The organism is Robertmurraya korlensis, assembly GCF_023715225.1.
GTDB lineage: Bacteria > Bacillota > Bacilli > Bacillales > Cytobacillaceae > Robertmurraya_A.
The window spans coordinates 135,357-158,917 of record NZ_JAMBNS010000002.1; the positions used below are offsets into that span (position 1 = coordinate 135,357).

Below are 23,561 nucleotides of genomic sequence, written 5' to 3' on the forward strand. Positions count from 1 at the left end.
ATTATAACCAGATTTTTACCCGTTATACCTTTGTCAGACACTTCCATTTCTTTCTTTTTACATTACAATTATATAACGATTCGATAACAATCGACAGAGAACCCCCAAATTCGTGCTACTTTATATGAAGAGTGTAAAGAGACTTAAAATGAATTGGTGGGATAGATATGTTTGGAACGTTAGAGATTGGAATTGATTTAGGTACAGCAAACGTACTTGTATATAGTAAAAATAAAGGAATCGTCTATAATGAGCCATCTGTTGTTGCTCTAGATACGACTACCAATAAAGTCGTTGCGGTTGGTCTTGAAGCTAAAGCAATGATTGGAAAAACTCCTGGTAAAATTACAGCGATTCGTCCTCTAAAAAACGGAGTGATTGCCGATTATGATATCACTTCGGAGTTATTAAAGTATATTATTACAAAAGCTTCAACCAGAATGGGGTTAACCATTCGAAAACCTAATGTAGTCATTTGTACACCAGCTGGTTCTACGAGTGTAGACAAAAGAGCCATTCAGGATGCTGCAAAAAACGCAGGTGCCAAAAAAGTCTTTCTTATTGAAGAACCAGTGGCCGCTGCCATTGGAGCTGGACTTCCTGTGGACGAACCTGTAGCCAATGTGGTAGTAGATATTGGCGGTGGTTCTACTGAAGTAGCGATTATTTCATTCGGAGGCGTCGTGGCCTGCCACTCGATTCGCATTGGTGGCGATCATTTGGATGACGATATTATTCAGTATGTAAGAAAAGAATACAATGTTCTGATTGGAGAGCGCACAGCCGAGCAAATTAAGATGGAAATCGGTTATGCCCTAGTAGACCATGAAAAAGAAGTACTAGAAGTTCGCGGAAGAGACCTGCTAACCGGATTACCAAAAACGATCGAACTACATTCCTATGAAGTTCGTGATGCTATTAAAGAATCACTCCTTCATATACTAGAAGCAGTTCGTGCTACGTTAGAAGACAGTCCAGCCGAGTTAAGCGGTGATATTGTAGACCGTGGAGTCATTTTAACAGGTGGAGGCTCTCTATTAAAAGGCATGGAGCAGTGGCTAAGCGAGCAAATCTTCGTCCCCGTTCATTTAGCTAGTGAACCTTTAGAATCAGTAGCCATCGGTACGGGTAGAGCACTTGATTATCTTCATAAGATACCGTCAGTAGCGAGGTAACAAACCTTCGAAAAAGTCCCATGAATGGGACTTTTTCATTTTTAATAGTACCATCTGCCTTTACTATCAAACAGAGCTCCACCAAGCAATCCCGCACCAAATCCTAATAACCCTGCACCGAGCGGACTAATCCCTCCACCATATCCCACTCCAGGACCTATGCCGTATCCGGCTCCAAACCCAGGGGTAAATCCAGGTCCTCCGTAGGGTGAAGGGTATCCATAGCCTGAAGGACCAAAGCTTGGTGCTCCATAGCCATAAAATGAACTATATTTTGAACCTCCAACACCAACCATGCTTGGTACCTGGTCTTCAAATCCATAGTATTTTGCATCAGGATAACCAAAACTATCAAATTGGGAAAACGGATTATAGTTTGGATAACCACCAACATTCCCCATACCGAAAGGGAAAGGTCTTCTCATTCCTCGTTTCAATTGGCATTCCCCTTTTTCTTCTAATTTGTATACATGATACTATATGTACTTATCCCAAAAACGGGTATATATCATGGATAAATAGGCATAAAAAAAGCCCCTAGGAAAAGGAGCTCTACTCAATCTGCTTTTTTCTCATTCTGTTAAAGTAAATAAATATCGGAAGAGGAATGACGATAAACCCTAAGCTTTTAATCATTTGATTTTTGGCATTTTCTCTAATTCTCGCTTTTTCATCTTCCACCAATTGTTCATAATCAGCGCGTAGTTCTTCCTCACTAATTTGAGTGTTTCCTCCTACTTTTTCACTCTCACGCATCATTTCGTAATCAGAGAAGCTCTGGTAATAGCCAGCAGGGTTCACAAGGTCAGCGGTAGCCATAAATATAGAAATTCCACCACCGATGACCATCATTAAGGTCGCAAATAATACTAAATATGTGTATAAGTGCCGTATCATGGTTTCTTCATCCTCCTTGTTTTTGTTTTTCGCAATATAAGCAATGGCAAAAATAACGATGACAGCTGGAAGAATTGTCGTTAGCAATCCAAAAACAAACATTCATCCTCCCCCCTTTCTACCTTCAATATATAGGATATTTGATGCGGAAGCTATACAATTTGTTCGACACTTTTCTTATTTTTGCCCTTTTTGTGTAAAATTACCCCAATATCCCAAAAAGAAGAACTGGGTTTATTGAACCCAGTTCTTACATTACACGTTTAAACATTTTTTCCATTTCATAGGTAGAATAATGAATAATAATTGGTCTTCCATGCGGGCAGGTAAACGGATCTGAAGTAGATCGAAGCTCGTCTAACAGCGCCTGGATTTCATCCTGACGCAAATGATGGTTTGCTTTTATGGAGGCCTTACAGCTCATCATTATCGCCGCTTCTTCACGTAATTTATGAATATCTACCTTTTTCATGTGTAGTAGCTGCTCAATCATTTCCTCCATTAGTTCCTTCTCTTCCCCTTTTGGGAGCCACTGTGGATGTGAGCGTAGTATAAAACTGTTATGACCAAATGGCTCTAAGAACACGCCTACCCTCTCTAACTCATGTTGATGTTCCATGATCTTTAGTGCTTCATCAGTAGAATACTCCAGTGTAATCGGCACGAGTAACTCTTGAAGTTCACTTTGAACATCTCCCACCTTTTCACGGAAGTACTCATATTTGATTCTTTCTTGTGCCGCATGCTGATCAATTATATATAGCCCTTTTTCATTTTGAGCAAGGATATATGTTCCATGCATTTGGCCGATTGGATAAAATGGAGGAATTCTCATTGTGGGTTTTTGTAGATGATCAAGATCCCTTTCAACTACGATTTCCTCTTCTTCTATCTCAACCTCAACCTTCGCAACAGGTTCCATCAGAACAGGTGGAAGGAATTCTTCTTTTACCATGGAAACAGGTCTTTGAGTACCTTCTACTCTTTCCGTTGTAACTGGTTTTCTTAAAATGGACTCTGTATGAACAGTTCTCTCAACAAGCGGTTCTTTTTCCACCACATGATCCAGCTCAAGAAAGGTTTGCTCGGATTGTAGCTTTTCTTTTTTCTCCGATTGAATAATACCTGATGGAATCAGCTCTTGGCTTTTAAATACCTTTTTAATGGCATCTGTAACGAGTTGGTTTAACTCTTGTTCCTTGCTTAAACGGACCTCCATTTTAGACGGATGCACATTTACATCGACTAAAATAGGATCCATTTCGACTGACAATAAGACAATCGGATAACGGCCTATTGGTAATAATGTATGATAACCTTCCTGCACCGCTTTTACAAGAGGATAGTTTTTTATAAATCGCCCATTAATCATGGTAGAAATATAGTTCCTCGATGCTCTTGTAATCTCAGGAAGAGCAATCCAACCATTTACCTGATAATCGAGTGAAGTAGCAGAAATTGGAACCATTTTCTTCACAATGTTAATTCCATAAATGGCTGCTAACACTTGACGGACATCACCGTTTCCAGTTGTGTGGAGGAGCTTCCGATCATTATGAATCAGACGAAATGAAATTTCAGGATGGCTTAGTGCAAGACGGTTCATAATATCCGTAATATTCCCAAGCTCTGTGTGAACGGTTTTTAAATATTTTAAACGGGCCGGCGTGTTGAAGAATAGATCCGTTACAACAATGTCGGTTCCTTTTCTGGCAGCCGCTGCTTCATGAACCTGCAACACACCCCCCTCAAACACGACTCTTGAACCAACCTCACCCGTTGATGTTTTCATTTCAAAGTGACTTACTGAAGCGATACTGGGCAACGCTTCACCACGAAAGCCAAGTGTTCTAATTCGAAACAAATCGTCATCGTTTTTTATTTTACTAGTGGCGTGACGCTGAAATGCCATTAGTACATCTTCTTCCAAAATACCGTCACCGTTGTCGAGGATTCGGATTTTACCTAATCCCGCTTCCTCAACCTCTACTTCAATCACAGTACTACCTGCATCAATTGCATTTTCAACCAGTTCCTTTACAACGGATGCCGGTCGTTCAACTACTTCTCCGGCAGCAATTTTATTCGATAGTCGATCATCTAATTGAATGATTTTTCCCATCGTCTCACCTCCCTGAGATGTTTAGCTCTTTGCCTGCTTATGAAGATCAAATAGAACATTAAAAGCCTGCATAGGAGTCATTTCTAATATATTAAGTGATTTTAAAGAATCAAGTGTCTTCTTTTCTTTCGATGATAGGTTTGCTTTCGCCTCAACCTTTGGTTCATCAAAAAATGATAGTTGAGCATCTTCTGACACCTTATTCGATACTACTTTCTTTTCTTCTATGGCAGTTGTGTTGTCACCTGACTCCAATGCTTTTAATATTTCATTCGCACGAGCAATCAATTCCTTTGGTAACTCCGCTAGCTCTGCCACATGAATTCCGTAGCTCTTGTCAGCTGCTCCCTCTTTTATTTTATGAAGGAACACCACTTTTCCATTTTGCTCAATCGCGCTAACATGGACGTTCTTTAACATCGGAAGCTGCTCTTCGAGAACAGTTAGTTCATGGTAATGAGTCGAGAATAATGTTTTCGCCTCTATCCGTTCATGAATATACTCAATGATTGACTGCGCTAACGCCATTCCGTCATAGGTCGAGGTTCCACGCCCAATTTCATCAAATAGAATTAAACTATTTTTGGTAGCATTAACAATGGCATTTTTTGCTTCAAGCATTTCCACCATAAACGTACTTTGTCCAGAAATTAAATCATCTGCTGCTCCAATTCTCGTAAACACTTGATCAAAGATTGGAAGCTTGGCCTCATCCGCTGGAACATAACAGCCAATCTGAGCGAGAATTGAAGTGAGGGCAATTTGTCTCATGTACGTACTTTTTCCAGACATATTCGGACCAGTAATTAATAGTACCTCTCGCTCTCCCCCCATATGGCAGTCATTTGGTACGTATTCCTGAGCATTCATGACCTTTTCAACGACTGGATGACGACCATTTTTAATCATTAATTGTCTATCAGTAGTAAAACTTGGCTTTGCGTAATGACGCGCTTCACTAATTTCTGCAAAGCATTGCAAAACGTCCAGCTCACTTACAACCTTAGCTAATCTTTGAATATGTGGAATGAATTCCTTTACGTACTCACGAATGGTTGTAAACAACTCATACTCAAGCTCTGTACTTTTTTCTTCCGCTTCTAAAATCAATGTCTCTTTTTCTTTTAAATCTGGAGTAATAAAACGTTCAGCATTTGCGAGTGTCTGCTTTCTTTCGTACTGACCTTCTTTTAATAAGGAAAGATTCGCACGAGTCACTTCAATATAATAACCAAACACACGGTTGTATCCTATTTTAAGTGATTTGATTCCTGTTTTTTCACGCTCTTCTTTCTCAAGCTCGGCAATCCACTGCTTTCCATTACGACTCGCATAACGGTATCGATCAAGTTCTTCGTTGTATCCGTCGGAAATGATATTTCCTTCTTTTATTGAAAGCGGTGGATTATCAACAATTGCTCTTTCTAATAAATCTGTTATTTCTTCGCATGGTTCAAGACTCTCTGCTAAATGTTTTGTTGCATCATTTGGTAAATTCTCCACCATGCTTTTTAATAACGGAATTTGTAGGAGCGATTTTTTCAACTGTATGAGATCCCTTGCATTCACATTTCCAAATGCAATTCGTCCTGCCAGGCGCTCTAGGTCATACACTTCCGTTAGTTTTTCACGGATTTCTTGGCGTTCAAAAAAGCAGCTAACGAGTGTATCTACAACGGAATGACGAAGTTCGATTTGTTTCTGGTTGATAAGAGGACGATCTACCCATGACTTGAGCATTCGACTTCCCATCGCCGTTTTTGTTTCATCCAGTAGCCATAGAAGAGATCCTTTTTTACCTTTCGAGCGAATCGTTTCCGTTAACTCGAGATTACGTTTCGAGTAATAATCTATTTTCATATATTGATCTATTGTATAAAAACGAACAGCCTGTAGATGATCAAGCGATCTTTTTTGTGTTCGATATAAGTAATTAAATAATCTTGCAGCCGTCTGCTTAAGCTCATCATTGGTTAAGTGTGAAAAAAGAGCTTCAAACGAAGAATAAATTTGAACATCTTCTTCCATCGAAAGAGTGACTTGACCTCGCTCACGAATTTTTCTCTGTAACTCGTCCGTATGCGAAGCAGAGATTACCACCTCACGAGCACCCGAAGTTGCGAGCTCATTAAGGACTTCATCCATGCTCTTTGTGATGGTTACTTGAGATTCCCCTGTAGTCAGATCACTCACACTAAACCCATACTGATCATTGGAGAACTTAGAGATGGATGCTAAATAATTGTTTTCTCTTTCATTCAGTCCTCTTCCTTCCATCATCGTTCCAGGTGTGATTAACTGAACTACCTCTCTACGAACCACACCTTTTGCCTGCTTCGGATCTTCCGTTTGTTCACAAATGGCGACTTTAAAGCCTTTTTCAACTAACTGTTCAATATATTGAGGAGCAGCATGGTAAGGAACCCCACACATAGGGATGCGGTCTTCTGAACCACCGTCTCTACTTGTTAATGTAATTTCTAATACTTGCGAAGCCTTCACGGCATCATCAAAAAACATCTCGTAAAAATCCCCGAGACGAAAAAATAAAAAGGCATCCTGATACTCTGCCTTTACCTTTAAATATTGCTGTATCATCGGCGTATATGTAGCCATACAATCCTCCAAAACCCTAATTCTTTCTTTCACTCAGATCATTATTATAACATAAAGAATGAAAGGAAAGGTTTTTTGGAAGCTGTAAATATCAGCCACAAAGAAAAACTAGGAAGTGAAACCTTCCTAGTTCGCCATTATTCTTCTTCGTCACAGATTAGGAAATCTGGATTCAAATCTTCAAACTCTTCGTCTTCAACATCTAATCCCCAGTCGTCTTCGCAGTCACAATTATCGTAAACTGCTACACAAACCACTGTTTCCCCAATTACTTCTACAAGAAACTCTCTTTCCGCGTTAACGATAATTGCATTACCGTTTGGTGAGATAACAGCTTCTATGCAGTTCGGCTGCTGAACGACACGAGCAATAACATCGTTGTCATCCTGGCAATCTGGATCACGGTACTTTAACTTAATGACGTCACAATAGTCAACTCGTGCAGTTACTACTTCAGTTCTTGTATTATCATTATAAGAGTACCAAACGTTAGTGTCATAGTAGCCATGAATCTCGACTTTTTTTCCAACCTTTTTAGCTTCATACGTATGATTGATAATCCAGCAACCAAGTATGCTAGTCGGTTGGTGATCCGGGCGAATCGTATCGTTAGACTGTGTAAATTTACGTCCTTTCGCTACGACCGCTTTTGTAATAATCTCTCTGTAATCTGCCATTGCGAGCGAACCCTCCTCATTCATTTTCACTTCATCCTATGCGGGACATTAGACTAGTGTGATAATATTTTTCATGTTTGTATTTTCTTCGGCATTCGGTGGCGGATATAGTGCATTCTATGCGAATACCTAGAAAAGGTGAGGAATTATATGGAGAGTGGAGATGATTTTAATGGATACAAAAAGACCCTCGTTTTCCAACGAGGGTCTTCCCATTCCCACATCTTAGTGATGTGAACAGCTATGATTCTTTTTGTTAACCTCTGCACCTGTTTCTCCACTTAGGACATTTCCACCTGTTGATAAGATGACTTCATCTGTTACTTTGTTGGAGATGGTGTTCGCAACTAATTGCAATAGTTCATTTACGTCTACTTGTGATTGCTTGAACTCCTGTACAACAGGGATAGAATCCAATTCTTCTTCTATAGATGCAATTTTATCTTCTGTTTTCTTTAGAGCTTCTGCTTTTCCATAGTGCTGTAAATTAACGGCTTGCTTTTGCAAACCTTTAATTTGTGAAATAAGAGAGCTTACTTTTTCATTACTATGAATTTGCGCTTCCGCTTTCTTGAAAAAATCTACTTCTTCTGTGCTTGCGATCATAGAAGCTAGTTCTTTTGCACGTGCTATAATATCATCTTTTGTGTACTTTGACATTTATTTCACCTCTACCGCTTGAGTTTCTTCCACCATTTCACCGTTTAATGACCATGTTTTTGCTTCTGTAATTCTTACTTTCACAAGCTTACCAATTGCTGTTTTTGGCCCCACAAAGTTTACTAGCTTGCTTTTGCGAGTGTAACCAGCAAGTACATCCGGGTTGTTTTTACTTTCCCCTTCAACTAATACTTCCACTACTTCCCCTTGATACTTCTTCATTGCCTCTGCAGACAATTCATTTACCAATGCGTTTAATCGTTGTAAACGTTCCTTCTTTACTTCCATTGGAACGTTATCCTGCATTTTTGCCGCTGGCGTTCCTTCACGTGGAGAGTAGATGAATGTATAAGCAGATTCGTATCCAACTTCACGGTATAAAGAAAGAGTTTCTTCGAATTGTTCGTCTGTTTCATTCGGATATCCTACGATGATATCCGTAGTGAAAGAAGCATTTGGAATTGCTGCTTTAATTTTGCGAACAAGCTCTAGGTATTGTTCTCTTGTGTACTTTCGAGCCATGATTTTTAGTACTTCTGAAGAACCAGACTGAACTGGAAGGTGTATATGCTCAACTAAATTTCCACCCTTAGCAAGTACCTCAATTAAGTGATCGTCAAAATCACGCGGATGACTCGTTGTAAAACGGATACGTGGAATATCAATTTTTCGGATCTCATCCATCAAGTCACCTAAACCATACTTCATGTCTTCAAAGTCTTTTCCGTAAGCATTAACGTTTTGACCCAGAAGGGTAATTTCCTGGTACCCTTGCGCTGCTAGCTGGCGAACTTCTTGAATGATATCGTCAGGACGACGGCTGCGCTCTTTTCCACGAGTAAATGGAACGATACAGTACGTACAGAACTTATCGCAGCCATACATAATGTTTACCCATGCTTTAATATTTCCACGGCGGATCTTCGGAAGGTTCTCAATCACATCTCCTTCTTTAGACCATACTTCCACAACCATTTCCTTAGACATATAAGCTTCGTGTAGAATATTTGGTAATCGGTGAATATTATGCGTTCCAAAGATCATATCCACTTGGTGGTATGTTTTTAGGATTTTATTAACAACCGATTCCTCTTGAGACATACATCCACAAACTCCAATTAATACATCTGGGTTTTGCTGCTTTAAATGTTTAAGATGACCGAGTTCACCAAATACTTTGTTTTCAGCATTCTCACGGATCGCACATGTATTTAATAAAATAACATTAGCATCATCAACAGAGTCTGTTGGCTCATAGCCTAGACCCATGAAAATACCTGCCATTACTTCTGTATCATGCTCATTCATTTGACAGCCGTACGTACGAATATAAAACTTACGACCTTGTCCCATACCTTTAAATTCTTCAGGAAGCGAGAAATCCTTGTGGTACTTTACTTCTTCTTTCCCACGCTTTTTCGCATCTTTTAGTGAGGGTGGAGTATATACTGACTCAAAATATTTACTGTAATCCTTACCGGATTTTTTGTCCGAAGAATTACCTTCCTGCACTGCTTGTTGGCTTTCTAATCGTTGCTTTTCGTTCATAAATGTTTCTCCTTTCACTGCAATAATCAAACATTTTAAAAATACAACCAAACGAAAATATTATTTTCGTATAGTTAGTTCGTTGATAGTAGAATGAATCACATTAGTTAAGTATAAATGGTTGAAGAACTGAACACAATATAAAAAACTTAACCAATCGTTAGCGGTTTCATTCATTACAGCAAATAATTTTACCCCTTATCCCGTTCATTGAATGTGAGAGTTATCACAAATCACCTGAAATATTCCACATAGAGAAACCCCGAGATGTTCTCGGGGTTTCTTGTTCATTCCAACTTACATAAACTCGGAAACTAATTTATTAAAATGTGCCTCATCTAATTGAAGATCATGCTGAGATAACGGTGTTTCAGAGTATCCGTTAATTAGTTCTTGGTAAGATTTACGCTCTGTATCTTGATAAATCAAACCTGTTACTAATCCGTTATGCTTCATCAGAGTTTGCATCGCCATTTCACGGTTAGATGAATCATAACCTTCTACATCAGCTAGCTTAGTTAGGTTTTCTTTAAACCAGTCGTATGTGTTGATTTTATTGTATGTCACACATGGACTGAACACGTTGATTAAAGAGAATCCTTTATGCTTAATACCAGCTTCAATAATCGCTGTTAAATCTTTTAAGTCTGTAGAGAAGCTTTGTGCCACAAATGTAGCACCAGCAGTTAACGCCATTTCCATTGGAGAAATCGGCTGTTCAATCGATCCCTGTGGTGTAGACTTTGTTTTAAAGCCCGCTGCCGATCTTGGCGATGTTTGCCCCTTTGTTAAGCCGTAAATTTGGTTATCCATTACAATGTATGTGATATCAATGTTTCGGCGGATAGAGTGAATCGTATGACCCATTCCGATTGCGAAACCATCTCCATCTCCCCCAGATGCAATAACGGTCAAATCACGATTCGCCATTTTTACCCCTTGTGCAATCGGTAAAGAACGTCCGTGAATGGAATGGAATCCGTAAGAGTTAATATATCCTGAAATACGTCCTGAGCAACCGATACCAGAAATAACCGCTAAGTTGTCTGGCTCTAACCCTACATTCGCAGCAGCACGCTGAATTGCCGCTTGAACAGAGAAATCACCGCAGCCTGGACACCAGTTAGGCTTCACGTTGTTTCGAAAATCTTTAAACGTCGCCATAATTTAGAACAACTCCTTGATCTTTGAATGGATTTCATGTGGTAGGAATGGATTTCCGTCATACTTTAAATGCTTTACTACTTTCTCAGCATGTCCTACATTCATCTTCAGAATGTTTGCTAACTGTCCAGTTGCGTTGTTTTCAACAACAACAACCTTTTTAGCTGCTTTGACTAGTGGAAGCATTTCGTCAGTAGGGAACGGATGAATCAAACGTACATGCGCATGATTCACTTTCACTCCATCCTTCTCAAGGCGTGTCATAGCTTCTTCAATCGCTCCTCTAGTTGAGTTAAAACCAACAACTAGTACATCCGCATCTTCATGTGGAGCTTGAACGTGAATTGGCGTATTAAATCTGATGTTCTCAACTTTACGGAAACGCTTATCCATTTGTGCATTACGGTTTAATGCTGATTCTGACGGTTTACCTGTTTCATCATGTTCTACACCTGTCACGTGGTGAATTCCACCCTTTACCCCAGGAATAACACGAGGAGAGATACCATCTTCAGTCACTTCATAACGCTTAAAATAATCTTTTGAATCTGATTCTGGTAGTTCAGTTACAAGTTTTCCGCGTCGAATTTCTACCTTACTAAAGTCTAAAGGCTCAACCGTTTGCTTTCCTAAAGAAAGTTGAAGGTCGGATAAAACGATAACAGGTACTTGATACTCTTCTGCCAGGTTAAATGCCTCAGCTGTATCGTAGAACGCTTCTTGTACCGTACTTGGAGCCATTACGATCTTTGGAATTTCACCGTGAGTACCATAGATCATGGACATTAAATCGGATTGTTCTTGCTTTGTTGGTAGACCAGTAGATGGACCACCACGCTGTGTATCAACAATAACAATTGGTGTTTCGGTAATTCCAGAAAGACCAATTGCTTCCATCTTCAACGATAATCCAGGACCAGCTGATGCCGTGATCGCACGAACACCTGCATAGTTTGCACCGATTGCCATCGTACATGCAGCAATTTCATCTTCAGTTTGAATAACTGTTCCACCAAGAGCCGGTAGTTTTTTAATTAAATACTCCATGATTTCAGAAGCAGGAGTAATTGGATATGCTGCCATAAATCGGCATCCGCCTGCTAATGCACCTAATGCAATCGCATCGTTACCAATCATGAACAAACGTTGTTTTCCATCTGCTTTCTCTAATTGCATGATAGCGGAGTCTTGAATTTGTTCCTTCATTGCTGTGTAACCAGCTTTAATTGCTTCCATGTTCTTATCAACCACAGACTGTCCTTTACGTCCAAAAATCTCTTGAACTACAGTCTCAAAAACGTTAATATCTAAATCTAGTACTGCACAAGTAGCTCCAACTGCCACCATGTTTTTCATTAATGATGTCCCTAATTCAGTTGCAATATCTGTAAATGGAACCGCATACAAAGTTGCATTTGTATCCGTTGGTTTTACAGGATTAAACTTCGCATCTGCAATCATCACACCATTGTCATGAAGTTCTTTGTAATTTAGGTCAAGCGTTTCCTGATCAAATGCCACTAGGATGTCTAAGTCGTCTGAAATAGAGCGAACCTGTGACGTGCTTACACGGATTTTGTTATTAGTGTGTCCACCTTTAATACGAGATGAAAAGTGGCGGTACCCATATAAATAGTAACCTAATCGATTCAAAGCAATAGAGAAAATTTCCCCAGTACTTTCAATCCCTTCCCCTTGCTGCCCGCCAACTTTCCAAGAAAGTTGATTGATCATGTCTTACACCCCTTTGGATACGTTAAGAAATATGTAAAAACGTTTACTTTAAAAATAGTGTAGCACTTTTCCAATTGTAACACGAAGATTTTGACTCTAGTTTTCATAGAGTGAAAATGTGAGAAATGGAAGGGTACTAAACGCTTTCAATTCTAGACCTATGTGAAAAAAAAAGCAACCCTTTACGCCCAAATAATGGCGAAAATATGAATATTTTTTTATTTTTGCGAAAATAATAGTTTTATCTGTCTTTTTTTAACCCACTCGGTCTAAATTGAAATGAAAACGCTTTATTCCTTCCTCTTTATTTCGGAAATCTTTTCGCCATATTACTGTACAAAAACTTCTCGACCTGTATACTGGAATAATATTTTTCTAGTTCATTTACAAGATTGCTATAATTTTTTACATGTTCAAGCCCTGTTACACAATGTTCAGTTCCATCAAAATCAGATCCAAATCCAACAAAATCCTCTCCTCCAAGAGAGCAAATAAAGTCAAGATGACGCAGTACATCAGTAATCGTCGCTGTCGTTTTCCCGGACAGGAACTGAGTTACAAAAGTTAATCCCATGACTGTTTCTCTTTCTATTAATGCTAAAATCTGTTCATCCCGTAAGTTTCTTGGATGCGGACATAGGGAATACGCATTGGAGTGTGAAGCAAAAGGATAATCTGCTATCTCCAGCACATCCCAAAACCCTCTCTCCGATAGATGTGATACATCACACCATACCTTTTCTTTGTTAAGAGTTGATACGACCCTTTTTCCGAATCTAGATAGACCCGCGCCCCTTTCTTCAAGTGCGCCATCAGCGACTGCATTAGCAAAATTCCAAGTTAAACCAACTGAAGTAACTCCGAGACGAAGCAGAGTTTTTAGCTTCAGTAAGTCCGAACCGATACAATCACATCCCTCCAATGTAAGAATCGCTCCGAATTCACCGTCTGTAAGATTATCTAAATCACTTTTACTCATAATGAGCTTCATTTCTTTATATGGTTTGAGAATTTTTTCATAGAAAAGGTCTATCATATGCAAAGCAGCATGGAAGGAAAGATCAGGGTGAATATTCTCTGGTACGTAGACGGCAAAGCATTGTACTTTTACACCACTTGTCTTCATGCCCGCGAGCGTAACCTGAAGCTCCTTTGGATCTAAAAAACTTGTAAGCTTCGGATTCATAAACATTTTGTATAATACATCACAATGTGCATCAAAAATTTTCATGGTTCGTATCCCTTCCTAAGTCCTTTATTTAAGCATAGACTCATACTGACAAAAAAAGAACCTGTTTGCAATAAGAATGCAAACAGGAACAAAGATACTCCCTCATCTTGGCTCAATGATTAATTTGATTGCCGTACGCTCTTCCCCATCAATTAATATGTCTGTGAAAGCTGGGATACAAATCAAATCGACTCCGCTAGGTGCTACAAATCCTCGTGCAATGGCTACTGCCTTTACCGCTTGATTTAATGCACCCGCACCTATGGCCTGAATTTCCGCAGCACCTCTTTCGCGCAGAACTCCTGCGAGCGCACCAGCTACAGAATTGGGATTAGATTTTGCTGAAACTTTTAATATTTCCATTCCTAGCTCCTCCTTGTTTAATCCCCCCTGATGTTCTTGTTATTGAACAACTCAGGTATATATGATTCCATTGCTACTATATTCGCAAAAGCTTTAACATATTCCGGCTTGGACAAAAAAGTAAGATTAAAAGAAAAGTGTATGTGCAATTTCAAGCGGTAATAAGAAAACAAAAAAACACCTGCGTCTATTTTACAGGTGTTTTAGCTATATGTTTCTCTTTCAAACGTCTAAGAGTAAAATGGATGATCGTCATTAATCAAAATGCGATCAATTTTTTTGGCTTTTCCCGTCTTTTTATCCAGTTCAATATGTACGGCACCAAGCTGTGTTTTATCTGTATCTGGAACTTCAAATCGTGCTGGTAAGTTGGATAGGAATCTTCTAATGACGATTTCTCTGTCCATTCCCAATATTCCATCATAAGGACCTGTCATTCCAACATCCGAAATATAGGCTGTTCCTTGCGGCAACACTCGATTATCAGCCGTTTGTACATGTGTATGTGTACCAACCACTGCAGTTACTCTTCCATCTAAATACCACCCCATTGCAAGCTTCTCACTAGTTGCCTCAGCATGGAAATCAACAAAGATAATCGGTGTTCGTTTGCTAGCCTCTTCGATTAGTTCATCCGCTTTTCGGAACGGACAATCATTCGGTTGCATAAAGGTACGACCTTGTAGACTAATGATTGCTATTTCATCTTGATTCATTTTTAAATACACAATTCCTTTACCAGGGTTATCTTCAGGGAAGTTTGCAGGACGAACCATGTATTTCGCCTCATCAATGAAATCAAAAATATCACGGTTATCCCATGTGTGGTTTCCTAACGTAACGGCTTGCGCACCAACCTCTAAAAAGCCTCGATAGATTTTTTCCGTTATCCCTTTTCCACCTGCAGCATTTTCACCATTTATTATGGTAATGTGCGGACGATATTTTTCTTTTAGTCTTGGGACGTACTCCTTCACCATATCCCTTCCTGGTGAACCAACGACGTCTCCAACAAATAATATATTCATTAATTAAACCCTTCTTTTTCGTAATTTCTTTCCATTGTATCATATGTATTGGGACAAAATAAAAGCGGTGCAAAAGCACCGCTCTATTTTGCGTATTCAACTGCTCTCGTTTCCCTAATTACCGTTACCTTAATATGGCCTGGGTAATCAAGTTCCTCTTCGATTTTCTTACGAATATCACGAGCTAAACGATGAGCCTCTAAATCGTCAATTTGCTCTGGCTTCACTAGGATACGAACTTCACGTCCAGCCTGGATAGCAAATGATTTTTCCACTCCATCATACGATTCTGAAATTTCCTCAAGCTTTTCTAAGCGTCGGATATAGTTTTCAAGCGTCTCACGTCTTGCACCAGGTCTTGCTGCGGATAGCGCATCTGCCGCTGCAACAAGAACAGCAATAACGGATGTAGGCTCGGAATCGCCATGGTGAGAAGCAATCGAGTTAATAACAACCGGATGCTCCTTGTATTTAGTAGCAAGTTCGACACCAATTTCCACGTGACTTCCTTCCACTTCATGGTCAATTGCCTTACCAATATCGTGTAGCAAACCTGCACGACGAGCGAGAGTTTCATCTTCTCCCAGTTCTGCAGCTAGCAATCCAGCCAATTGGGAAACTTCAGTAGAGTGCTTCAACACATTTTGACCATAGCTAGTACGGAATTTCAATCGGCCGAGAATCTTAATTAAATCTGGGTGCAGTCCATGTACTCCAACCTCAAAAGTTGTTTGCTCACCAATTTCACGAATATGTTCATCCACTTCACGGCGTGCCTTATCAACCATTTCTTCGATTCGAGCAGGATGGATACGACCATCTTGAACTAATTTTTCAAGCGCTAAGCGGGCTGTTTCTCTTCGAATCGGATCAAACCCAGATAAAATAACTGCTTCTGGAGTATCATCAATAATGAGATCAATTCCAGTAAGAGTCTCAAGTGTACGGATGTTTCGTCCTTCACGACCAATGATTCGACCTTTCATCTCATCATTTGGAAGAGTGACTACCGAAACGGTCGTTTCTGCTACGTGATCAGCCGCACAACGTTGAATAGCTAACGACAAAATTTCTTTTGCTTTTTTGTCTGCTTCCTCTTTTGCTCTATTTTCACTCTCTTTTATCATTAAAGCGATGTCATGGGATAACTCCTGTTCCATACGCTCTAAAATGATGGATTTCGCCTCATCACGAGTTAAGCCCGAGATGCGTTCAAGCTCTGCCTGTTGCATTTTTACGATCTCGTCCACTTTGCTTTCCATCTCTTCAATATGCTGTTGTTTTTTGTTAAGAGAATCGTCCCTCTTCTCTAAAAGTGCTTCACGTTTGTCTAACGATTCGTCTTTTCGATCAAGATTTTCCTCTTTTTGAAGTAAGCGATTTTCCTGCTTTTGCAGTTCGCTTCTTCGATCACGAACTTCACGTTCTGCTTCTGTACGAAGCTTATGAATCTCATCCTTTGCTTCAAGCAGCGACTCCTTTTTTAAAGCTTCTGCTTCACGTTTTGCATCTTCTAGAATTTGCTCTGCAGCACCTCTAGCTCCAGCAATTTTTGCTTCAGAAAAAGATTTACGAACAAAATAGCCAACAACTGCACCGACGGGTAAAGCAAGCAAAATGGAGATGATCATTGTAAAAAGATCCATCATTTCACCTCCTCTTGCTATTAACTTGTGTTACGTTTTCTAAAATGTCGGCATGTACATTGTTTTGTCAATATACAGCACAAAGGCTTTTACACGTCTTCATTCATCATTAAAAAACATAAAATATACATATTAATTGTAAATGTGTGAATTTTTATTGTCAAGGGTTTGTCCGGCATGGTTGTAATATTTCGTTTATATTGGGAGATAATGGTGAACTTTGTCAAACCCACTGTTGTTAAAGCTTTCATATATCGAGTTCACTTTTCAATTTTCGTACCCATCATTGTGAACTAATGCTATATAAAAAAGCAGACCAAATAGTCTGCTGTAAAATCTGTATTAATCTACTAAATCAAATTCTTCTTGATCTTCTTCATGGTCTTCCGGAAGAGTCTTCACTCCGTCTAAACCATAGTGTTCACGGATCTTATTTTGGATTTCAACTAATAAATCTTTATTTTCCTTCAAGAACAACTTCGCATTCTCACGACCTTGACCGAGACGCTCATCATTATAAGAATACCAAGATCCACTCTTTTGTACGATATCAAGTTCTGACCCCATATCAAGAGCTTCTCCTTCTTTCGAAATCCCTTCTCCGTACATAATATCTACTTCAGCCGTACGGAATGGAGGAGCTACTTTATTCTTAACAACTTTAATTTTCGTTTTGTTACCTACCATATCATTGCCTTGCTTTAACGTTTCTGCACGGCGAACTTCTAAACGAACAGATGAGTAGAATTTAAGCGCACGTCCACCAGGAGTTGTCTCAGGGTTACCAAACATAACTCCGACCTTTTCACGAATCTGGTTAATAAAGATAGCAATTGTTTTAGACTTGTTGATCGCTCCAGAAAGCTTTCGAAGAGCTTGTGACATGAGACGAGCTTGTAGACCAACGTGAGAGTCTCCCATTTCCCCTTCGATCTCTGCCTTTGGAACAAGGGCAGCTACTGAGTCGATGACTAAAATATCAACTGCTCCACTTCGCACCAATGCTTCAGCAATTTCAAGAGCTTGTTCACCAGTGTCAGGCTGTGATAATAACAATTCATCGATATTCACACCAAGCTTCTGTGCATAATCAGGGTCAAGTGCATGCTCAGCATCAATAAATGCTGCTTGTCCACCTGCAGCTTGTACCTCAGCAATTGCATGGAGGGCAACCGTTGTTTTACCCGAGCTTTCAGGACCATAGATTTCAATGATACGGCCCTTTGGATAGCCACCTATTCCTAATGCTGTATCAAGTGCTAGTGATCCACTTTTCGAAGTAGAAATTTGACGATCTGTTTGTTCTCCTAACTTCATGATAGAGCCTTTACCAAATTGCTTTTCTATTTGTTTTAATGCCATTTCAAGGGCTGCTTGACGATCATTTGCCACTACTATTTCCTCCTTATTTAAAACGAATATATCTATCTATTATTCGTTGCATGTTCATTTTCACTATCTTTACTATACTCGTTTTATTTCTGTTTGTCGAGCAAAAAATCGAACATTCATTCGATTTTTTTCGCTACCAAATATAGTTGTATAATTCTATTTTCTTCTTAGCAAGATTGTTTTTTTCTTATGTTCATAGCTGAAAAATCTCATTTTAAATCAAATTCTAAATTTGGTAAAGAAAAAAAACAGAGCATATCATTTGCTCTGTCAATCTTTCAAGCTATTGATTAGTGAGAAACAGCCATACTTTACGCTTCTCACTCGATTTCCTTCTCTTGTACCAGCAAAGACAAATTTCTCAACTTTTACTGGAGATCCTTTTTTGTAAATTCCCATATACACCGTTCCTACCGGTTTCCCCTCAACAGCACCAGGTCCTGCCACTCCAGTAAAGCTAATTCCAATATCAGTGTTAAGTAAGGAAGCGACATTTTCTGCTAATTCCCTGGCACACTCTTCACTAACTGCTCCATAGTTCTCGAGCGTTTCCTTTTTAACACCAAGTACCTTTTCCTTTACCTCGTTCGTATAGCAGACGACTCCGCCTTTTAATACTGCACTCGAACCTGGAATAGCTGTCAACTCCTGCTGAAACATCCCTCCGGTTAAACTCTCCGCACAGGCGATTGTTAAATCGTTCTTTTGAAGGAGTGAAAATAACTCATTCATTAACGAGGTTTCATCATATCCGTAAAAGAACTCACCCACACGTGTACGAATCTTCTCTTCCGTTTCATTAATAAGCTCATTTGCAACATCGGTTTGTTGGTGCTTAGCAGTGAGTCGCAATGTGACTTCCCCATCGCTAGCTAGGGGTGCAATCGTAGGATTCGTTTGAGCGTCAATCAAATCCTCAATTTTTGTTTCTAATGCAGCCTCACCTATTCCAAAGAAACGCAACACTCGAGAAACAATTGTCTCAGACATGTCTGGCTCCTTTTGTAATAGTGGTAGTGCATAATTTAGAAACATTGGCTCCATTTCTTTCGGTGGCCCAGGTAAAAGCATATAACGGTGTGTATCAGTAGTTAAAAGCATTCCAGGGGCCATCCCATTATCATTTGGCAAAACAGTCGAATCAGAAAGGACCAATGCTTGCTTCTTATTATTCTCGGTCATTACACGGTTTGTACGTACAAAGTATTGAGAGATAGAGTCAAGAGCAGCTTGATCAAACTCGAGCTCCTTACCAAGGTGTTTGGCAATTGTTTCTTTTGTCAAATCATCCTTTGTCGGTCCCAATCCACCTGTAAAAATAATTAAGTTAGATCGTTCCTCTGCAACAGCAATCGCTTGCTGTAAACGAGTCGGATTATCACCAACCACCGTATGATAAAACACATTTGTTCCAATGCTAGCTAGTTGTTTGGAAATGAAACGAGCGTTTGTATTAACAATTTGGCCAAGCAATAGCTCTGAGCCAACTGCAATGATTTCAGCATTCATGAAAACAATCACCTAGCCTCTGTTTATTTAGAATTAATAAATACTTGCTTATTTTTCGCAAAGTAATCCCAACCAGACCAAATCGTGAAGAACGTAGCAACCCATAAAGCAATGTCAGCAAATGGAATTGAAGCTAGTTCGAAAATGGTGTTATGTAATAACAACGCGGAAATGGCAACGATTTGTGTCCAAGTCTTAATTTTCCCCAGCATATTTGCAGCAACTACCTCTCCACCTCCAGCTAGGATGGCTCTAAGGCCCGTTACAGCAAACTCTCGGCAAATAATGATGATAACTAACCAAGAAGCCGCAAGTCCAAATTCAACTAAAACAATTAATGCTGCTGACACGAGCAACTTGTCTGCTAACGGATCAAGGAACTTTCCAAGATTCGTTACAAGATTATACTTTCTAGCATAATATCCATCAACCCAATCGGTAGCAGAAGCAAAAATAAAGATTAGAGCGGCGACAAAGTGAGCTACCGGAAGCTCCGCTCCAATGAACTGCATATTTCCCCAATAAAAAGGATCATATACAATTACTAAAAATAGTGGAATTAATAAAATTCGTGAGACTGTAATTTTATTAGGCAAATTCATATTAAAGACCCTCCATTTTAACCTATAAAGCAAATTCCTTATGATTACTTTCTTCTTTCAATAAAACAAGCATACAACAAAATAGATAAGAAAGCGAAAAAATAGTCACCATACGATGACTATTCGCTCACTGTTGGTACATAACGAATTGTGATATCCTGTCTAACTTGATCAACCGGTGGTGTAGCATACTCTAGCTTTTGATCATTCACATATATTTCAGTGGCTGTAGAATTCCCGATCACCAGAACAGCATCTTGCTCTTTTGAATAATCAATTACTTTATTATCCTCCGCACCTGTTTTTAAGATGCCTTGCCAAAAGGAATGACCTTTTCCATTTAGCATATTCACCCAGGTTTCACCGGTAGATACAAGCTTTACTTCAAATTTTTCTGCATTCTTCACTTCATATACAGTTTCTTTCCCTTTTGATTCAACAACCGTAACTTCTTGTGTAGGTGTGGTTTCTTCTTCCGTCGTTTCTTCCTCAGTTACTCCATTGGCACCAGATGTTGGATTGTCTTTATCCTCAGAAGCTCCCGATTCTTTTTCCTCATCGGCTTCCTTCTCTGATAAATTGTCTTTATACTGAATTTGTTCGCTATCAGATGTTGCTGGTTCTTCTGCCGATTCACCATTTTCTTTAATATTTACTACTAAAAAGTAGGCTAGAGCCACTGCACCGATAACAAAAACACCAATCAGCAACCTTGGAAGAATCGCAAATATCTTCGAACTGCCAGGTGCAACATCCTTCCTAGTTTGCACCCTTGATAGCTTCTCTGGAAAGTCATCGCCATGCGTAGATGGGATATCAGACTTATACTCAGCAAATAGCTCTTCTGGATCGAGCTGGACTGCTTCTGCATATTGCTTAATAAAAGCTCGAACATAAAACGGACCAGGAATAATACTATAATTACCCTCTTCTAATGCTTGTAAATAACGTTTTTGAATTTTAGTTGTTGTTTGTAAATCATCCAAGCTCAAGCCGAGTGAAAGCCGAGCTTCTCTTAGTTTGTTACTTAGTTCCGTCAACTTCTAACACCTTCCAATGCTATTAAAGGCGTTTTCGCAAGTTTTTTATGTATAAACGAAAACGTCTTTTTAAAAATCAAATCCCCCAAAATCAGAATCTGAAAACATCGTATTTCTTACAATATCATACTTAATTTCCTCTTCTGGATCATTTCTAAGCTCAATAATATAATCAAAATCATCGAGTGTGTACTCTGTATTTTGAACAAATACATCCGGATGCTCTACCACTTTCACAGCTGGTAGTCGCATAATTTCTCGAACTAATTGCCAATGTCGTTCGTTTGCTCTTCTTGTAGAAACGATGCCATCAATAATGAATAGATTGTTCTCGTTATATTCATCCTCAATGAGTTGATTCCGAATGGTTTGCTTTAAGAGCGTAGAGGAAACAAACAGCCATCTTTTGTTCGCACATACACTTGAAGCGACAATTGACTCGGTTTTTCCAACACGCGGCATTCCACGGATTCCAATGAGTTTATGACCTTCTTGCTTAAATAACTCTGCCATAAAATCTACTAATAGCCCCAGTTCGTCGCGAACAAATCGAAAGGTCTTTTTGTCATCAGCATCTCTCTGTATGTATCTACCGTGCCTCACAGCTAACCGGTCCCTTAGCTTTGGTTCTCTAAGCTTGATTATCTTAATCGTATCCATTGTTTTTAAAATAGATTCGAGTCGCTCAATTTGTTCATAATCCTGTGCTAGAATGAGCAATCCGCGTCTTCCTTCATCCACCCCATTAATGGTTACAATATTAATGGAGAGCATCCCTAATAATGAAGAAATATCCCCTAGCAATCCAGGACGATTTTTTTGAATTTCATACTCCAAGTACCATTCTGTTTTATTCATCTTTTCCATAGAATACCTCCGAGGGAAGCGCCATATTTGACCATTTTTGGTGCAAATTAATCATCTTCTATCATATATGATTTTCTATTAAGATGAAAGGAAAAACAAGAACAAGTCGTAATTTGGAGAAATATTTGTTTGATATGAAAAAAAGAGAGGATGTTTGCCTCTCTTTTTGATTTACCTATTTAAGCAGTCTTTAGCGAGAACCGTCATTTTGAACAAGCTTCACCATCATATTAGCAATTGCATGCTGTTCTTCTGTTGTAGCAACAGACCAAAGGTCAGATAAAATGCGCTCTTGTTCATTTTTCGGATCTACTTGCTTTGCTAAATAGTCTCCGATTTGGAAAGCAAGATCTCCAATTACTTGCTTGTTCATTCCTTCATTCTGAGCATGATGCAGGCGATCACCTAAAAAGTCTTTCCACTGCTCCCAATTATCAAGTACAGACATTGTATAACCTCCTTTTTTTTACTACGAACTTATTTTGCTTTGAAAAGGAGGGAATTATTCATATTGATAACATGAACGTTTCGTGAATTATGTATACCATCCACCATTAACCGCAAGTGTATGGCCTGTGATATACCTAGAACCAGAAGAGAGAAGAAAGGAAACAGAGTCAGCCACATCCTCACCTGAACCTAATCTTCCAATTGGAATTTCATCCTTAAGCATCTGCAAGTCGTCAGCAGTGAAATTTTCTAACATCGGTGTTTGAATGGCACCAGGCGCGACCGCGTTAACGGTGATCCCACTTAATGCAACTTCTTTACTTAACGCTTTTACAAACGCGATTTGAGCACCCTTTGCAGCAGAATAGGCTACTTCACAGGCAGCACCGGTCTGCCCCCAGATGGAAGAAATAACGACAATTTGTCCATTACGGTGAGACATTAGCTTCGGAAGCAGACGTTTTGTCAATAAAATCGGTGCCGTAACTTGAAGATTCATGATTTTCTCAAGGTCGTCATCCTTCAAATCAACCAGTAACCCATAATGACTTTGACCACAATTATGTATGACCGCATGTAAAGTAAAGATATTTTCACAAAGCTTTTCAATCCCATTTTTTTTAGTCAAGTCCGCTTGAATTGGAATATATTCATTCTCAAAAATAGAAATTTCTTGGAGTAAACGTTCCATTCCCTCTATATTCTTATGATAATGTAAGTATAAAGAAAACCCATCCTTTGCAAGCCTCTTAGCTATGGCAGTGCCAATCCCCCCGCTTGCTCCAGTAATTAACGCATATTTTTTCACTAGCTTCCCCTCACTTCAACAAAAAGGCGCCG

21 protein-coding genes are annotated in these 23,561 nt (G+C 39.3%); 1 reads left to right on the forward strand and 20 read right to left on the reverse strand.

Annotated features, from left to right (window positions below; all coding sequences use genetic code 11):
* The first annotated feature begins 167 nt into the window (after positions 1-167).
* On the forward strand, positions 168-1,175 hold the full coding sequence (mreBH, locus tag M3175_RS05110; RefSeq protein ID WP_251515567.1) for a rod-share determining protein MreBH: 1,008 nt from the start codon (positions 168-170) through the stop codon (positions 1,173-1,175).
* A gap of 41 nt (positions 1,176-1,216) precedes the next feature.
* Here mreBH and M3175_RS24855 read toward each other — a convergent pair whose 3' ends face one another.
* From M3175_RS24855 to ymfI, 20 genes are all read right to left on the reverse strand, one after another.
* Positions 1,217-1,612 carry a hypothetical protein gene (locus tag M3175_RS24855; protein WP_285852182.1) on the reverse strand — a complete coding sequence of 132 codons (396 nt, stop codon included), beginning with the start codon at positions 1,610-1,612 and terminating at the stop codon, positions 1,217-1,219.
* A 115-nt stretch (positions 1,613-1,727) separates the two neighbouring features.
* Positions 1,728-2,174, reverse strand: coding sequence for a hypothetical protein (locus M3175_RS05120; RefSeq protein WP_251515584.1), 447 nt, complete (start codon positions 2,172-2,174; stop codon positions 1,728-1,730).
* Between the two features lie 148 nt (positions 2,175-2,322).
* Positions 2,323-4,194, reverse strand: a complete 1,872-nt coding sequence (mutL, locus tag M3175_RS05125) for a DNA mismatch repair endonuclease MutL (protein ID WP_251515585.1) — start codon at positions 4,192-4,194, stop codon at positions 2,323-2,325.
* 21 nt (positions 4,195-4,215) lie between these two features.
* Complete coding sequence (gene mutS / locus M3175_RS05130; protein ID WP_251515586.1) at positions 4,216-6,810, reverse strand: DNA mismatch repair protein MutS; 2,595 nt, start codon at positions 6,808-6,810, stop codon at positions 4,216-4,218.
* A 137-nt stretch (positions 6,811-6,947) separates the two neighbouring features.
* Positions 6,948-7,487, reverse strand: coding sequence for an outer spore coat protein CotE (locus M3175_RS05135; protein WP_251515587.1), 540 nt, complete (start codon positions 7,485-7,487; stop codon positions 6,948-6,950).
* Positions 7,488-7,712: 225 nt separating this feature from the next.
* Complete coding sequence (locus M3175_RS05140) at positions 7,713-8,147, reverse strand: YlbF/YmcA family competence regulator (RefSeq protein WP_251515589.1); 435 nt, start codon at positions 8,145-8,147, stop codon at positions 7,713-7,715.
* Positions 8,148-9,695 (reverse strand): tRNA (N6-isopentenyl adenosine(37)-C2)-methylthiotransferase MiaB, encoded by a 1,548-nt coding sequence (gene miaB, locus M3175_RS05145; RefSeq protein WP_251515591.1) that lies wholly within the window; start codon positions 9,693-9,695, stop codon positions 8,148-8,150.
* 297 nt (positions 9,696-9,992) lie between these two features.
* Positions 9,993-10,859 carry a 2-oxoacid:ferredoxin oxidoreductase subunit beta gene (locus tag M3175_RS05150; RefSeq protein WP_251515593.1) on the reverse strand — a complete coding sequence of 289 codons (867 nt, stop codon included), beginning with the start codon at positions 10,857-10,859 and terminating at the stop codon, positions 9,993-9,995.
* 3 nt (positions 10,860-10,862) lie between these two features.
* Entirely contained in the window at positions 10,863-12,593 is a 1,731-nt protein-coding gene (locus tag M3175_RS05155) for a 2-oxoacid:acceptor oxidoreductase subunit alpha (RefSeq protein ID WP_251515595.1), read from the reverse strand.
* 304 nt (positions 12,594-12,897) lie between these two features.
* Complete coding sequence (locus M3175_RS05160) at positions 12,898-13,824, reverse strand: dipeptidase (RefSeq protein WP_251515597.1); 927 nt, start codon at positions 13,822-13,824, stop codon at positions 12,898-12,900.
* A gap of 102 nt (positions 13,825-13,926) precedes the next feature.
* The gene (spoVS, locus tag M3175_RS05165; RefSeq protein WP_029281188.1) at positions 13,927-14,187 is read right to left on the reverse strand and encodes a stage V sporulation protein SpoVS; all 261 of its coding nucleotides are present in this window, start codon (positions 14,185-14,187) and stop codon (positions 13,927-13,929) included.
* A gap of 230 nt (positions 14,188-14,417) precedes the next feature.
* Positions 14,418-15,215, reverse strand: a complete 798-nt coding sequence (ymdB, locus tag M3175_RS05170; RefSeq protein WP_251515599.1) for a 2',3'-cyclic-nucleotide 2'-phosphodiesterase — start codon at positions 15,213-15,215, stop codon at positions 14,418-14,420.
* Positions 15,216-15,298: 83 nt separating this feature from the next.
* Positions 15,299-16,861, reverse strand: a complete 1,563-nt coding sequence (rny, locus tag M3175_RS05175; RefSeq protein WP_119707609.1) for a ribonuclease Y — start codon at positions 16,859-16,861, stop codon at positions 15,299-15,301.
* Between the two features lie 342 nt (positions 16,862-17,203).
* Positions 17,204-18,253 carry a recombinase RecA gene (gene recA / locus M3175_RS05180; RefSeq protein WP_371321660.1) on the reverse strand — a complete coding sequence of 350 codons (1,050 nt, stop codon included), beginning with the start codon at positions 18,251-18,253 and terminating at the stop codon, positions 17,204-17,206.
* Between the two features lie 270 nt (positions 18,254-18,523).
* The gene (locus tag M3175_RS05185) at positions 18,524-19,762 is read right to left on the reverse strand and encodes a competence/damage-inducible protein A (RefSeq protein ID WP_251515601.1); all 1,239 of its coding nucleotides are present in this window, start codon (positions 19,760-19,762) and stop codon (positions 18,524-18,526) included.
* Positions 19,763-19,785: 23 nt separating this feature from the next.
* Complete coding sequence (gene pgsA / locus M3175_RS05190; RefSeq protein WP_251515603.1) at positions 19,786-20,364, reverse strand: CDP-diacylglycerol--glycerol-3-phosphate 3-phosphatidyltransferase; 579 nt, start codon at positions 20,362-20,364, stop codon at positions 19,786-19,788.
* A 119-nt stretch (positions 20,365-20,483) separates the two neighbouring features.
* Entirely contained in the window at positions 20,484-21,404 is a 921-nt protein-coding gene (locus tag M3175_RS05195) for a RodZ domain-containing protein (RefSeq protein ID WP_251515605.1), read from the reverse strand.
* A gap of 69 nt (positions 21,405-21,473) precedes the next feature.
* Positions 21,474-22,262, reverse strand: a complete 789-nt coding sequence (locus M3175_RS05200; RefSeq protein WP_119710531.1) for a DUF3388 domain-containing protein — start codon at positions 22,260-22,262, stop codon at positions 21,474-21,476.
* Between the two features lie 199 nt (positions 22,263-22,461).
* Positions 22,462-22,719 carry a DUF3243 domain-containing protein gene (locus tag M3175_RS05205; protein WP_251515607.1) on the reverse strand — a complete coding sequence of 86 codons (258 nt, stop codon included), beginning with the start codon at positions 22,717-22,719 and terminating at the stop codon, positions 22,462-22,464.
* Positions 22,720-22,806: 87 nt separating this feature from the next.
* Positions 22,807-23,529 carry an elongation factor P 5-aminopentanone reductase gene (ymfI, locus tag M3175_RS05210; protein ID WP_251515609.1) on the reverse strand — a complete coding sequence of 241 codons (723 nt, stop codon included), beginning with the start codon at positions 23,527-23,529 and terminating at the stop codon, positions 22,807-22,809.
* Between the last annotated feature and the right edge of the window lie 32 nt (positions 23,530-23,561).